The 14159-nt window shown below is 66.5% G+C and carries 12 protein-coding genes; 7 read left to right on the top strand and 5 right to left on the bottom strand.

From position 1 onward, the window contains the following. The first annotated feature begins 35 nt into the window (after window positions 1–35). From etfA to ACFOMF_RS12170, 3 genes are all read left to right on the top strand, one after another. Window positions 36–1259 (top strand): electron transfer flavoprotein subunit alpha, encoded by a 1224-nt coding sequence (gene etfA, locus ACFOMF_RS12180; RefSeq protein ID WP_386365160.1) that lies wholly within the window; start codon window positions 36–38, stop codon window positions 1257–1259. Between the two features lie 95 nt (window positions 1260–1354). Next, complete coding sequence (etfB, locus tag ACFOMF_RS12175) at window positions 1355–2128, top strand: electron transfer flavoprotein subunit beta (RefSeq protein WP_386365159.1); 774 nt, start codon at window positions 1355–1357, stop codon at window positions 2126–2128. 30 nt (window positions 2129–2158) lie between these two features. After that, window positions 2159–2401 (top strand): hypothetical protein, encoded by a 243-nt coding sequence (locus ACFOMF_RS12170; RefSeq protein WP_386365157.1) that lies wholly within the window; start codon window positions 2159–2161, stop codon window positions 2399–2401. Between the two features lie 47 nt (window positions 2402–2448). On the opposite strand, the gene ACFOMF_RS12165 is transcribed toward ACFOMF_RS12170, so the two are convergent. From ACFOMF_RS12165 to betC, 3 genes are all read right to left on the bottom strand, one after another. Continuing rightward, on the bottom strand, window positions 2449–3996 hold the full coding sequence (locus ACFOMF_RS12165; RefSeq protein WP_386365155.1) for a SulP family inorganic anion transporter: 1548 nt from the start codon (window positions 3994–3996) through the stop codon (window positions 2449–2451). A gap of 124 nt (window positions 3997–4120) precedes the next feature. Further along, window positions 4121–5041, bottom strand: coding sequence for a choline ABC transporter substrate-binding protein (choX, locus tag ACFOMF_RS12160; protein ID WP_386365153.1), 921 nt, complete (start codon window positions 5039–5041; stop codon window positions 4121–4123). Between the two features lie 40 nt (window positions 5042–5081). Continuing rightward, window positions 5082–6590, bottom strand: coding sequence for a choline-sulfatase (gene betC, locus ACFOMF_RS12155; RefSeq protein WP_386365151.1), 1509 nt, complete (start codon window positions 6588–6590; stop codon window positions 5082–5084). A gap of 113 nt (window positions 6591–6703) precedes the next feature. Between betC and ACFOMF_RS12150 the strand changes: the two genes are divergently transcribed. Continuing rightward, complete coding sequence (locus ACFOMF_RS12150; protein ID WP_386365149.1) at window positions 6704–7612, top strand: choline sulfate utilization transcriptional regulator; 909 nt, start codon at window positions 6704–6706, stop codon at window positions 7610–7612. Window positions 7613–7632: 20 nt separating this feature from the next. Here ACFOMF_RS12150 and gbdR read toward each other — a convergent pair whose 3' ends face one another. Together gbdR and ACFOMF_RS12140 are read right to left on the bottom strand one after the other, a co-directional pair. Continuing rightward, window positions 7633–8718: a choline metabolism transcriptional regulator GbdR gene (gbdR, locus tag ACFOMF_RS12145; RefSeq protein ID WP_386365147.1), complete on the bottom strand. Its 1086-nt coding sequence runs from the start codon at window positions 8716–8718 to the stop codon at window positions 7633–7635. 338 nt (window positions 8719–9056) lie between these two features. Further along, window positions 9057–10433 (bottom strand): L-serine ammonia-lyase, encoded by a 1377-nt coding sequence (locus tag ACFOMF_RS12140; RefSeq protein ID WP_386365145.1) that lies wholly within the window; start codon window positions 10431–10433, stop codon window positions 9057–9059. A gap of 620 nt (window positions 10434–11053) precedes the next feature. Here ACFOMF_RS12140 and ACFOMF_RS12135 point away from each other — a divergent pair. Genes ACFOMF_RS12135 through ACFOMF_RS12125 form a run of 3 tightly spaced genes read left to right on the top strand, consistent with a single transcriptional unit; the run spans window position 11054 to window position 14123 of the window. Continuing rightward, a complete protein-coding gene (locus ACFOMF_RS12135; protein ID WP_386365143.1) occupies window positions 11054–12253 on the top strand; it encodes a quaternary amine ABC transporter ATP-binding protein in 1200 nt (399 codons plus the stop codon). Next, the gene (locus tag ACFOMF_RS12130; RefSeq protein ID WP_386365141.1) at window positions 12250–13152 is read left to right on the top strand and encodes an ABC transporter permease; all 903 of its coding nucleotides are present in this window, start codon (window positions 12250–12252) and stop codon (window positions 13150–13152) included. Before ACFOMF_RS12135 ends, ACFOMF_RS12130 begins: the two co-directional genes overlap by 4 nt. Window positions 13153–13181: 29 nt before the next feature. After that, window positions 13182–14123 carry a choline ABC transporter substrate-binding protein gene (locus tag ACFOMF_RS12125; RefSeq protein WP_386365825.1) on the top strand — a complete coding sequence of 314 codons (942 nt, stop codon included), beginning with the start codon at window positions 13182–13184 and terminating at the stop codon, window positions 14121–14123. Window positions 14124–14159 lie beyond the last annotated feature (36 nt).

Below are 14159 nucleotides of genomic sequence, written 5' to 3'. Positions count from 1 at the left end.
GCGTCCCTCGACATCCCCCATCCGGAGAGCCGCCCATGAGCATCATCCGCCGCGACCCTCGGGCCGAGTGGATCGCCCGCAACCGCCTGCATCCGCTGCACGGCCAACTGCCGACCACCGCCGAGACGCGTTGGATGGGGCCCAACGGCGTGCTGCGCAAGAACCCCCACGCCGTGGGCTTCATCGGCCCCAACGGCCTCAAGCGCATCGACCGCTCCGGGGCCCAGCAGGCCGGTAGCGGCCGGAGACTGGCCGCCACCGAGACGGTCCAACTACCGCTGCACGTCATCGCCCGGCCTGCCCACTTCATCTGCGTGGTGCCGGACATGGTCGGCGGTCGCCTTTCGAGCCACGACAGGGACCTGCTCGGCCTGGCCCGGCAACTGGCCGGCAGCGAGGGTGCGGTACTCGCCGTGGTGTTCGGCGAGCATAAGGAAACCGCCTTCGATACCGCCGGCGTCGACCGCCTGCTGTGGCTCGACGGCAATGAATTCCAGGGCTACGCGCCCGAACAACGGTTGCAGGCGCTGGCCGCCGTGGAGCGTCAGTTCGCCCCGCGTCACTGGCTGTTGCCCGACAGCCGCACCGGTGGCGGCGAACTGGGCCGGCGGCTGGCGGCGGTGCTTGGCGAGCGGCCGGCGACCCGTGTCTGGCAGGTCAGGGACGAACGCTGCATCGGCCGCGCCGGCGCCGGTCTGCAGGACCTGCACCGCCCCCTGGCGCGGCTGATACTGGCTGCCGCCGAGTGCGCCGATCCGGTCGGCGAAAGCCGTCACCAGGCCTTGCCGGTCCTGCTCGACCACGAGGTGGCGCGCTGCCTGCCGCGTATCGAGGACCTGGGGCCGGTGGCGGTGGACCCGGCCGTCATCCCCATGGCCGAAGCCGAGTTCATCCTTTCCGGCGGCAACGGGGTCACCGACTGGCCCTTGTTCCATCAGGCCGCCAAGGCACTCGGCGCCACCGAAGGCGCCTCGCGGGTGGCGGTGGACGACGGCCACATGCCACGCGAGCGCCAGGTCGGCGCCACCGGCACCTGGGTGACCGCGCGGGTCTATCTTGCCGTGGGCATTTCCGGTGCCGTCCAGCACCTGCAGGGCATCGGCGCCTGCGACAAGGTGGTGGCGATCAATACCAATCCCGGCTGCGACATGATCAAGCGCGCCGACCTGGCTGTCATCGGCGACTCGGCGGCGATCCTCCGGGCGCTGGTGGAGCGGGTCGCGGCCTGGCGCCAGGACGGCAAGCGCGATGCGGCTTGAGCCTCCCGCCGTAGGGTGGATGACGCTTCATCCATCCACTAGGAACACCATCGACGGTGGAAGGAAAGACGTCTTCCACCCTACGGAGCTGCCCCATGACTGACCTGAATATCGTCGCCCTGGTCTCGCTCGGCGCCCATCCCACCTCCGGCCGCCCGCGGCGAGCCGAACAGGATGCCCGCGCGGTGGAGCTGGGCCTGCGCCTGGCCGGCGAGGACCTCGAGGTGCTGCATGCCGGCGACCCCGACCAGCAAGCCCTGCGCGGCTACCTCGGCATGGGCCTGGAAGAGCTCAACGTGCTGGAGCAGCCCAGCGGCGCCGACGCCCTGCCGGCACTGGCCGACTGGCTCAGAGGCAGCCACGCCAACCTGGTGCTTACCGGCACCCAGGCCGAAACCGGCGAAGGCTCCGGCATGCTGCCCTACCTGCTGGCCGAGCGGTTGGGCTGGCCACTGGTGGTCGGGCTGGTGGACGTGGAGCAGGTGGACAAGGGTGTGGCTCAGGTCCTGCAAGCCTTGCCGCGCGGCCAGCGCCGTCGCCTGCGGGTACGCCTGCCGTTTATCGCCAGTGTCGACAGCGCCGCCCCGACGGCCCGGCAGAGTGCCTTCGGTCCGGCCCGCCGTGGGCACATCGAGGCCAGCCAGCCAGCGATCGTCAACGACACCCTGCTCGCCGAAGCCGAGCTGCAGCCGGCCCGACCACGGCCAAAACGGCTCAAGGTGATCAAGGCACGCACCGCCGCGGAGCGCATGCGCGCCAGTACCGCCAAGGCCAGCGGCGGTGGCGGCCAGGTACTCACCGACCTGACCCCGGGGCAGGCCGCCGAGGCGATCATGAAACTCTTGAGCGAAGAAGGCGTGCTGCGCTGAGCGCCACGCCCCCACAGAGGAGATACACCGATGATGCACGCCGACCTGATCGATCAGGACGATTTCCGTGACCGTCTGGTAGCCCTGGGCCTCGCCGTGCCGGCGGGTGTTTCCGCCGACCAGGCCTGCGAATACGCCGTCGCCGGCCTCAACCCTGACCGCACCCAGGCCCTGCGCGGACTCGTGCAGGAATTGCTGGGCGGCAGTGCGACCCTGCTGCCGACCGTGCGTGAAGCTATCTGCCGGAAGCTGTTGCCCGCGCTGGTGAAGTGAATATCCCCAAGGGGCCGGCCAATGACCAGAACACCTGGGCCTGCCCCCTACTCCACCACCAGCACCCCATCGAGCTTGCGCAGATCGTCGGCCACCACCGGCCGCGCCCGCCGTACCACCAGCTTGCGGCCGAGCCCGGCCAGTCGCCGCGCCTCGTCGTGCAGCATCACCATCCCGGCATAATCGACGAAATTGACATGATGCGCGTCGATCACCACGCGCGGGGCGTGGCTGCGCTGGATCTGCCGCTGCAGGTAGGGTGAGGCGCCAAAGAAGATCGACCCCTCGAGGGTCAGCACTTCCTCGTCGCCCTGCTGATGACGCAACAGCCGCGGCCGCGAGGTGCGCTTGAGATACACCGCCAGCGAGGCCAGCATGCCGGCGTAGATCGCGGTCTGCAGCTCCAGCAACAGGGTCGCCGCACAGGTCACCGCCATCACCGCGAATTCCGGCCGGCTGATGCGCCACAGCGAGCGCAGCCCGCGGCGGTCCACCAGCCCCCAGCAGATCAGCAGGATGCCCGCCCCCATCGCCGGCAGCGGGATGTGTGCCACCAGCCGCGCGCCCAGCAGCGCAAACAACGCCACCAGCAGCGCCGAGGCCACACCGGCCAGGGGGGTCTGCGCACCAGCCTGCAGGTTGAGCGCCGAACGGGTAAAGGAGCCCGCCGAGAGATAACCCGAAAACCAAGGCCCGATCAGGTTGGAAATGCCCTGCCCGCGCACCTCGGTGTCGGCATCCAGTACCTGCCCGGACTGCGCGGCCAGGGCGCGGGCGATGGACAGGCTGGTGACCAGCCCGAGCAGGCCGATGGCAACCGCGGCGGGCACCAGATCGAGCAGGGTATCGAGGTTGAAGCGGATCGAGGTGAGCGGCGGCAGGCTGCCCTCGAACGGCGCCACCAGCGGCACCCCGGCGAACACGCCGGGCAGCGACCAGACCAGCAGGCTGCCGGTCAGGATCGCCAGCAACAGCGCCGGAAACCGGGGAAGATAGCGCCGCACCAGCAGCGCCACGGCCAGTGTCAGCGCCGCCACCAGCAGCGAAGGCCCGTGGCTCTCGCCCAGGTGCTCGCCAAGCTCCAGCACACCGAGCACGGCGGTCGCCTGGCTCTGCACCTCGATGCCGAGCAGGTTGGGGACCTGTCCCAGCGCGATCACCAGCGCCGCGCCGAGGGTGAAGCCGATCAGCACCGGCTGGGAAACGAAATTGACCAGGGCGCCGAAGCGCAGCAGGCCGAAGACCAGCTGGAAGGCGCCCGCCATGAAGCTGAGCAGCAGCACCAGCTGGATGAACTGGGCACTGCCCGGTTCGGCCAGGGGGCTGATGCTGGCGAACAGCACCACGGAAATCGCCGCGGTGGGGCCGCCGATCAGGTGCAGCGAGGAGCCCCAGAGACAGGCGATGATCACCGGGACGATGGCCGCGTACAGCCCGTATTCCGCCGGCAGCCCGGCGATCAGCGCATAGGCGATGGATTGCGGCAGGGCCAGGATGGCCCCGGTGAGACCGACCAGCGCGTCCTGGCCAAGGCTGCGCGGGCCGACCCGCGGCCACCAGCGCAAAAAAGGGAACAGGGCGAAACGGTTGGGCATGGGGGATCTGGTCAGCTGTGTGTCAGAGGGCAGGATGGCCCGTCATCAGGACGATGACCAGCAGGCAAGAGGGTTCGTTCGCCAGGCAGGTCGGCGTGCCGCTGAAGGCACGCCGGTGCAGCGCTTACAACCTGGCCTTCACCGCGGCCAAGGCGTCGCCGCCGTCGCGGGTGGTCACGCCGTCGAGCCAGCCGTCGAGCACCTCGGGGTTGCTCCTGAGCCAGGCGCGCACAGCGGCGTCATTGTTGGCGTTGCCAGCCAGCACTTCGTTCATGATGGCGTTCTCCATGTCCTGGGTGAACGCCAGGTTGCTCATCAGCCGGCCAACGTTGGGACACTGGGTCGCGTAGCCCTTGCGTGCCAGGGTGTTCACCGTACCGCTTTCGCCGAAGTAGGCCTCGCCACCGCGCAGGTAGCGGATGTCGTACTGCACGTTCATCGGGTGCGGGGTCCAGCCGAGGAAGACCACGAAGTCATCGCGTTTCACCCGCCGTCCGACCTGGATCAGCATCGCCTGCTCGCCGGACTCCACCAGGCGCCAGTCGCCGAGGCCGAACTCGTCGCCGTCGATCATCTTCTGGATGCTCTCGTTGGCCGGCGCGCCGGCGCCGATGCCGTAGATGCGCTTGCCGAAACGCTCGGCGTGCGCGTCCAGGTCAGCGAAGGTCTTCACTCCCGCCTCCCAGGCGTAGGTCGGCACGGCGAGGGTGTATTCGGTGCCGGAGAGGTTTTCCGCGAGCTTGTCGATCTGCCCGCTGGCCACGTACTTGTCGTAGTTGTCCTGCTGGGCCGGCATCCAGTTGCCAAGGAACACATCGACCTGGCCGGTCTGCATGCCGGCGAAGATGATCGGCACGGCCAGGGTCATGGTCTGGCTGCGATAGCCCAGGCCGTCCAGCAGCAGGCTGGCGATGCCATTGGTGACGGCGATGTCGCTCCAGCCCGGATCGGCCAGTCGCACGGTGGCGCACTGCTTGTCTTCGGCATGGGCCATCCCTGCGGCGAGCAGGAGCCCGCCGGCCAGCATTGCGTTCAACTTGTTCATTTCCCTACCCCTCGTTAAGTGCGAATCGGTGTCCTGCGGTTCACGGCCTGGGGAAGCGTGCCTTGCGCTCCAGGTCGTCGAGATCGATGTGGTTGCGCATGTACTGCCCGCTGGCGTCGACGAAGGGCTGGTGGTCCCAACTGGCCAGTTTGCCGCGGGTCAGCGCCTCGGCGACGAAGCGCCGGCGGCGCTGGCTGGCCAGCACCTGTCCGGTGATAAGGGGAATGTCCCAGCGCTGGCGCGCCTCGGCGAGGAGGCTTTCGAGCAGCGCCCGGTGATCGGAGGATGCCGCCAGGTTTTCCCGCTCCAGCGGATCGTTGTCGAGATCGAACAGCAGGCAGGGGTCGCGCTCGGAATAGATGAACTTGTAGGGCCCGCGGCGGATCATCATCAGCGGGCTGTTGGTGCCCTCGGCCATGTATTCGCCGATCACCTCGTCATGCCCGCCCTGCCCCAACAGGTGCGGCATCAGCGAGCGGCCGTCCAGCGGCAGGTCGCTTTCCAGCTCGCCACCTGCCATCTCCACGAGGGTCGGCAGCAAGTCGGCGGTGGACACCGAAGCCTTGACGCGCCCGGCAGCGAAGCGGCCCGGCGCGTGCACCAGCATCGGCACGCGGGCGGACATTTCGAACCAGTGCATCTTGTACCAGAGGCCCCGCTCGCCCAGTTGATCGCCATGGTCGCCGGAGAAGACGACGATGGTGTCCTCGGCCAGGCCGCACTCGTCCAGCGTCTTGAGCAGCTTGCCGATGTTGTCGTCGATGTAGCTGCAGGCACCGAAATAGGCCCGGCGCGCATCACGGATCTTGTCTTCGGGCAGCGGCTTGCCCCACAGGTCGATGACCTTGAGCAGGCGCTGCGAGTGCGGGTCCTGATCCCTTTGCTCGATGTACTGGCGCGGCAGCGGGATGTCCTCGCCTTCGTAGCGGTCCCAATACTCGGCGGGGATGGTGTAGGGGTCGTGCGGGTGCGTCATCGACACGGTCAGGCAGAACGGCCTGTCGCCGTCCTCGCGCACATGGTCGTAGAGGTACTGGCGCGCCTTGAACACCACTTCCTCGTCGAAATCGAGCTGGTTGGTGCGCACGCTCGGGCCGGCCTGCAGCACCGAGGACATGTTGTGGTACCAGGTCGGGCGCACGTCCGGCTCGTCCCAGTTCACCGCCCAGCCGTAGTCGGCGGGATAGATATCGCTGGTCAGGCGTTCTTCGTAGCCATGCAGCTGATCCGGGCCGCAGAAGTGCATCTTGCCCGACAGGGCGGTGCGATAGCCCAGCCGCCGCAAGTAATGGGCGTAGGTGGGTACGTCGGCGGGAAAGTCGGCGGCATTGTCGTAGGCGCCGATCCGGCTCGGCAGCTGGCCGCTGACCAGGGTGAAGCGCGACGGCGCGCACAGTGGGCTGTTGCAATAGGCCGAGTCGAATACCACCCCTTCGCCCGCCAGGCGCATCAGGTTCGGCAGTTTGATCGGCGAGGCCGGATCATGCAGCGGCAGGATCGGAGCGGCCATCTGGTCGGCCATGATGAAAAGAATATTGGGGCGTTTCATGTTCCGCCGATTCCATATCGTGGATTTATGCGAAAGTGCTTGCGATAGAGAATCAGGCAGCGGCAGATTGGCGTAAACCTGCCTGAAGGACATGACTTGGATAAGTTTTGGTTATGGCAAGCAACCCCCAAGAAATCTCCCTCGACGCGCTGCGGGTATTCGAATCCGCGGCCCGGCAACTGAGCTTCACCGCCGCCGCCCATGAGCTGGGCAGCAGCCAGCCGGCCATCAGCCAGCAGATCAAGCGCCTCGAAGGCCAACTGGCGACCCGGCTGTTCGATCGCGTGTACCGCGGCATCAGCCTGACCGAGGCCGGCGAGCTGTTGCTGCAGCATGTGCAGGAGGGTCTGGGCAGCATCGACGCGGGTCTCGCCGCGGTGACCGCCGGTAACGGCCATGAGGTGCTGCAGGTGGCGACCGACTTCGCCCTGGCCGCCTACTGGCTGATGCCACGCCTGCACCGCTTCCACCAGGCCAATCCGGAGGTGGACGTCAGCCTGATCACCAGCGAGCGCGACCTGGGCAGCCTGCCGCCGGAGATCGACCTGGCGATCAGCTTCGGTGACGGACGGGTCAAGCACGGCGAGGCGCAGCTGCTGTTCGCCGAGGAAGTGTTCCCGGTGTGCAGTCCCACGCTCCTGCAGGGGCGCGCTGCCCCGCTGGCGGTGGAGCGCCTGACCGAGCTGCCGCTGCTGCACCTCAAGCCTGAAAGCCGCTCGCGCTGGTTCGACTGGAACGGGCTGTACCGCGCGCTGGGCATCAGCGCGCCGCCGCAGTCGGGGAGCCTGCGCTTCGACAACTACACCCTGCTGATCCAGGCCGCCATTGCCGGGCAAGGGGTGGCCATCGGCTGGCGGCACCTGGTGGACGATCTGCTCGGCCAGGGTCTGCTCTGCATGCCCTGCGAAGGGGTCGCCCGCTCGCAGCAGGGCTACTACCTCATCCTGCCGCAACGCAAGCGCCGCCAGCGCCTGACCCAGCGCTTCGTCGACTGGCTGCAGAGCGAGCTGACCAAGGGCTGAGGACAGCGCGCCGGCAGCCGCTATAGCCTCACGCTGGCAAAGGTGGCCTCGCCCTGGGCGAGGTTGAGCGAGCGCAGGGCGGTGGACGGTGCCGGCAGCTCATCGACCACCACCGGCAGGGTGACGACGTTGTTCTGCTGGCCGGCGCGCTCGTCCCGCGGGGGAATGCCGAAGTACTCCCGGTAGCACTTGGAGAAATGCGGGGTGGAAACGAAGCCGCACACCGAGGCCACCTCGATGATCGACATGGAAGTCTGCTTGAGCAGCTGGCGCGCACGGATCAGGCGCAGCTTGAGGTAATAGCGCGAAGGCGAGCAGTTCAGGTACTTCTGGAACAGCCGTTCCAGCTGCCGACGCGAAACATGCACGTAGGTGGCCAGTTCGTCCAGGTCGATGGGCTCTTCCAGGTTGGCTTCCATCAGCGCGACGATCTCCTGCAGCTTCGGCTGGTTGGTGCCGAGCATGTGCTTGAGCGGCACGCGTTGGTGGTCCTGCTCGTTGCGGATGCGTTCGTAGATGAACATCTCGGAAATCGCCGCCGCCAGTTCGCGGCCGTGCTCACGACCGATGAGATAGAGCATCATGTCCAGCGGCGCGGTACCTCCGGACGAGGTATAGCGACTGCGGTCGATGGAGAACAGCCGGGTGGTGATCGCCGCGCGAGGGAAGGTCTCCTGCATCGAAGCCAGGCACTCCCAGTGCACGCTGCAATCGTAGCCGTCGAGCAGCCCCGCCTTGGCCAGCACCCAGCTGCCGGTGCAGATGCCGCCCATGTGGCGGCCGAGGCGCGCCTGGGCCTGCAGCCACTGGATGTGCTCGCGGGCAACGCTGTGCTGGATGTCGACCCCACCGCAGACGATCACGGCGCTGAGCTCCGGAGTTCTCTCCAGACCCGCGTCGGGCGTGATGCTGAGGCCGTCGCTGGCACTGACCGGCGCGCCGTCACGGGTCAGGGTCACCCAGCGAAACAGCTCCTTGCCCGACAGCTGATTGGCCATGCGCAACGGCTCGACCGCAGAGGCCAGGGAAATCAGGGTGAAGTTGTCCAGCAGCAGGAAGCCTATCGTCTGGGGGACGAGCAGCGCCGCGTTATGGGATTGCGACATGATGGGTGCCTCACGCGAAACGGTCTGGGAGTCGTCAACCTGATCAGGTGGCCGACGGCTTGCCCCTGGGGAGCCCCCAGCGCAAAGCAAGGCCTGTGCCTGATCGCTGACTTGATTGTTATTTTTCTGCAGCCACCGGAGCGAACCGCTTCTGCCGGTCGCGATTCGATCATCCGCGCCAGCTGTCGCGACACGATATGCCAAAAGCGACATCGGGTTAGCTGAACACGCCAGTTGTTCTCATTTGTTTTTCAGGCAAAGCGAATGACGGAAACCCGGAAAGTTCCCGCTCCGCACTGTAAAGAGGCAGTCACTGCGCAGACCTGATTCGAAATGGATCAGCACTCGATGACGCTGACGGCGAGGCCCCCGCGCGAGGTTTCCTTGTACTTGTCATGCATGTCCGCACCGGTATCGCGCATGGTGCGGATCACTCGATCCAGGGAAATGAAGTGCTTGCCGTCACCGCGCAGGGCCATCTGCGCGGCATTGATCGCCTTTACCGCAGCGATGGCGTTGCGCTCGATGCAGGGCACCTGCACCAGCCCACCCACCGGGTCGCAGGTGAGCCCGAGGTTGTGTTCCAGGCCGATCTCGGCGGCGTTTTCCATCTGCCCCGGGGTGGCACCCAGCACTTCGGCCAGGCCCGCAGCGGCCATGGCGCAGGCCGAGCCCACCTCGCCCTGGCAGCCCACCTCGGCACCAGAGATCGAGGCGTTCTTCTTGCACAGGATGCCCACCGCGGCAGCGGCCAGCAGAAAATCCACCACGTCGTTGTCCGAGGCGTCCGGGTTGAACTTCATGTAGTAGTGCAACACCGCCGGGATGATACCCGCCGCCCCGTTGGTCGGTGCCGTGACCATTCGCCCGCCCGCGGCGTTTTCCTCGTTCACCGCCAGGGCGAACAGGTTGACCCACTCCATCGCGCTGAGGGTCGAGCCAATGACGTTGGGCTTGCCGAGCTCCTGCAGGTTACGGTGCAGCCGCGCGGCGCGCCGTGGCACCTCGAGTCCGCCCGGGAGGATGCCCTCTTCGCGCAGACCGTTGTCCACGCAATCGCGCATCGCCTGCCAGATCGTCAGCAGCCCGCTGCGGATCTCATCTTCGCTGCGCCAGGCCTTCTCATTGGCCAGCATCAGCTCGGACACCCGCAGGCCGTGGCGTTCGCACAGGCTCAGCAGTTCGGCGGCGCTGTTGAAGTCATAGGGCAATGCACTGTGGTCCTGATCCAGCGAACCGGACGCGGCCTGCTCTTCGTCGACCACGAAGCCACCCCCGATGGAATAGTAGGTATTGCGATGCAGCACCGCCTCGCTGCCAAAGGCGATGAGGGTCATGGCGTTGGGGTGGTAGGGCAGGTTTTCCTCCAGCAGCAGCAGGTCGCGCTGCCAGTCGAACGGCACGCTGACGCAACCGTCGAGCAGCAACCGGCCTTCGGCCTTCAGCGCCTCGATGCGCGGGCCGATGCTGGCCGGATCGCAGCGGTCGGGCCATTCGCCCATCAGCCCCATGACCGCTGCGCGGTCGGTGCCGTGTCCGATCCCGGTGGCCGAAAGCGATCCGTACAGACGCACCTCCAATCGCCGCACAGGCTCGAGCAGTTGCCGCTCGCGCAGGGCGCCGACAAAGAGCGCCGCCGCCCGCATCGGACCCACGGTGTGTGAGCTGGACGGTCCGATACCGATCTTGAACAGATCGAAAACACTGATTGCCATGTCGTTCTCCCGGCTGAGCCTGATCGCCACATGATCCGGTTTTGCCGCGGGCCACGGGTTGTCACACCGACCCGCTCGTATCCATTCCCGCCAGCGATCGGCCTTCCCTCCAGCCTACGCCTTTGCCGGGCCAGCCCCCGGATGGCCCGCCCGACGGCGCTGGCCGGGCGCCCGCCCCGCCCATGTCGCCCGGCAACACGTCGGCGTCGCTAATCGACAACCGCAGGGTTCCCAAGGCTATATCGTTTGATCAGCCGATTCGTAGCGGTTGCCAGCCCAGGCGAGCGTGATGGATTCATGACCCGGCCGATAGAAAAACAGGATGCCCGCACCCTTGTCCGTGCGGGCCCGACAATAAATTCGGATGTACCCAGAGCCCGCAGAGGCCGGGACATTGGGACGATTTCTTACTACTGCCAACAAGTATGGAAGCGGTTCGCAAAGCTGCCAGGCAGCTCTGCGAAACGGCGCAGGTCTGATCCGATGGCCAGGGTGGCCAGGGGTTTTCAGGACGATCGGCCGCCCTCGCCTCCATACGCTCACCCACACAGGCACGCTCAGTCGGCAGTGCGCGGCGGACCCAAGCACGCGGCTGGACGTCATTGCAAGGGAGACTGTCCATGCAGTCTGGAAAAATCGTGGTCGAGAACCTGTTCAAGGTGTTCGGTCCAGATCCAAAGGAAATCCTCGAGCTCGTGCGCAAGGGCTGGAGCAAGGAGCGCATCCTCAACGAACGCGGCGCCGTCATCGGGGTGAACGATGTGTCGTTCAGCGTCAATGAGGGCGAGATCTTCGTTCTCATGGGGCTTTCCGGCTCTGGCAAGTCGACCCTGATCCGGCTGATCAACCGCCTCATCGAGCCCTCGGACGGAGACGTCTACATCGATGGCTACAACGTTGCCAGGCTGCCCAAGGCCAGCCTGGTGAAGCTGCGCCGGCGCGACATGAGCATGGTCTTCCAGTCCTTTGCCCTGATGCCTACGCGCACCGTGCTGGAAAACGCCGCCTTCGGCCTGGAAGTCGCCGGCCAGGGGCGCAAGCAACGTGAAGCGCGGGCGATGGAAGTGCTCGAACAGGTCGGCCTGGCCCCCTTCGCCCACAAATATCCGCCACAGCTCTCCGGCGGCATGCAGCAGCGCGTCGGCCTGGCCCGCGCACTGGCGGTGAACCCCTCGATCATCATCATGGACGAGGCCTTTTCCGCCCTCGATCCGCTCAAGCGCCGCGAGATGCAGGATGTGCTGCTGGAGCTGCAGAAGAAGGAACGCCGCACCATCATCTTCGTCTCCCATGACATCGAGGAAGCCATGCGCATCGGCACCCGCATCGGCATCATGGAAGGCGGCCGCCTGGTCCAGGTCGGCACCCCGCAGCAACTGATCGAAAACCCCGCCGACGACTACGTGCGCACCTTCTTCGACACCGTCGATACCAGCCGCTACCTCACCGCCGGCCAGCTCAAGGCCGACAGCGTCCCGCTCTACGTGCACAACGGCAAGGCGCCCGACGCGCTGCAGGTCTGTCGCGAACTGCAGGCACTGGACAAGCACTACGCCTTCGTCGTCAACGAGCGCAATCAGTTCCGCGGCTCGATCAGCCTGGAAAAGATCGCCCTGATGGTGGAAAGCGGACAGCAGCGGCTGGAGCCCGAACTGCTCAAGCTCATCGAACCGGTGCCGGAGAACCTGCCGCTGGAAGAAGTCATCCAGCGCCTGGTGAAGAACGAAGGGCCGATTCCGGTCATTGACGACAGTGGCAACTACAGCGGCGCCATCAGCAAGGGTCGCCTGCTGAGCCGCCTGCAGGGAGAGGGCGCATGAACGAGAAACTGGATCTGGGCCGCTGGGTCAACGATTTCGTCCAGCACCTGCTGGACAACTACAGCGATGCGTTCGAGAGCCTCGGCAGCGTGGTGGAAACCTTCTCCGAGGCCATCGAGGCCCTGCTGATGCTGCCGCCGGCCTGGCTGCTGATCAGCGTCTTCGTCGGCCTCGGCCTCTGGCGCATCGGTGCGCGCTTCGCCCTGTTCACCGCCGCCTCCTTCGTGCTGATCGTGATGACCGGCTTCTGGGAGCAGACCGTGGTCACCCTCGGCCTGACCTTCTCGGCGACCCTGATCAGCCTGTTGCTGGGTGTGCCCCTGGGCATCTGGGCGGCACGCAGCGACCGCGTCGCGACGGTGATCCGGCCGGTGCTGGACTTCATGCAGACCATGCCCGCCTTCGTCTACCTGATCCCTGCCGCCATGCTGTTCGGCCTCGGTCGGGTGCCGGGCATCATCGCCACGGTGATCTTCGCCATGCCACCGGCAGTGCGCCTGACCAACCTGGGCATTCGCCAGGTGAACAAGGAACTGGTGGAAGCCGGGCAGTCGTTCGGCTGCACCCAGTTGCAGTTGCTGTTCAAGGTCCAGCTGCCCTGCGCGATGCCTTCGATCATGGCCGGGGTCAACCAGACCATCATGATGGCCCTGTCGATGGTGATCATCGCGTCGATGGTGGGCGCCGGCGGTCTTGGCAACGACGTACTGGCCAGCATCCAGCGGCTGGACATCGGCCTCGGCTTCGAGAGCGGCATGGCCGTGGTGCTTCTGGCGATCATTCTCGACCGCATCACCGAAAGCTTCGGCAACCCGCAGACCAACACGGCCAAGGCGCGCCTCTACCAGTGGGTCAGCGCGCGCCTGCGCCTGGCGCCGGCCAAACCCAAGGACGCCTGATGAATTCCAGCAGTGAAGGAACCAAGAAGATGACGCATTGGAAGAAAACCGCCGGTATCGGCGTGCTCTGCGGCCTGCTCGCCGGGGTCGCGACCGCACAGGAACCGGCCAGCTGCCAGCAGGTGCGCTTCGCCGAGATCGGTTGGGCCGACATCACCGCCACCACCGGGGTGGCCATGACCCTGGCCGAAGGCCTGGGCTACAAGCCGAACAAGGTCATGGCCTCGGTGCCGATCGCCTTTGCCGGGATCAAGTCCGGACAGATCGACGCCTTTCTCGGCTACTGGGCACCCTCGATGGACTCGGTGATAGAGCCCTTCGTCAAGGACGGCAGCGTCAAGGTGCTGGAGACCCCCAACCTCCAGGGCGCCAAGTACACCCTGGCGGTGCCGACCTACCTGGCCGAGGCGGGCCTTACCCGCTTCGAGGACATCGCCCGCTTCAAGGACGAGCTGGGCGGCCGAATCTATGCCATCGAACCGGGCAACGACGGCAACCTGCTGATCGAACAGATGATCCGCAACGACCAGTTCGGCCTGCGCGGCTTCCGCATGGTGGAGTCCAGCGAAGCCGGCATGCTGGTGCAGGTCTCCCGGGCGGTGAAACGCCAGGAGCCGGTGGTATTTCTCGGCTGGGCGCCGCACCCGATGAACAGCCAGTTCGACATCACCTACCTGGCGGGCGGCGATGATGTCTTCGGCCCCGACTTCGGCGCGGCGCAGGTCTACACCGTGGTCCCGCCAACCTATGAAGCACGCTGCGCCAACGTCGGCCGGCTGCTGAACAACCTGCAGTTCAGCGTCGAGATCGAAAGCGAACTGATGGAACAGGGCGAGAAAGCCGATCCCATGGTGGTCGCGCGCAACTGGATCCGCGCCAACCCGGCGATGCTCGATCAGTGGCTGGCGGGGGTCACGACCTTCGACGGCAGTGACGCCAACGCCGCGGTGAAAGCCCACGTAGGTCTCTGACCCGACCGGCACCGCCCAGCCCGGGCGGTGCCGCCT

It is taken from the genome of Stutzerimonas tarimensis, from assembly GCF_042648805.1.
GTDB classification, from domain to species: domain Bacteria; phylum Pseudomonadota; class Gammaproteobacteria; order Pseudomonadales; family Pseudomonadaceae; genus Azomonas; species Azomonas tarimensis.
The sequence above is the reverse complement of the archived record's forward strand: the minus strand, read 5'-3'. Positions and strand labels throughout refer to the sequence as shown.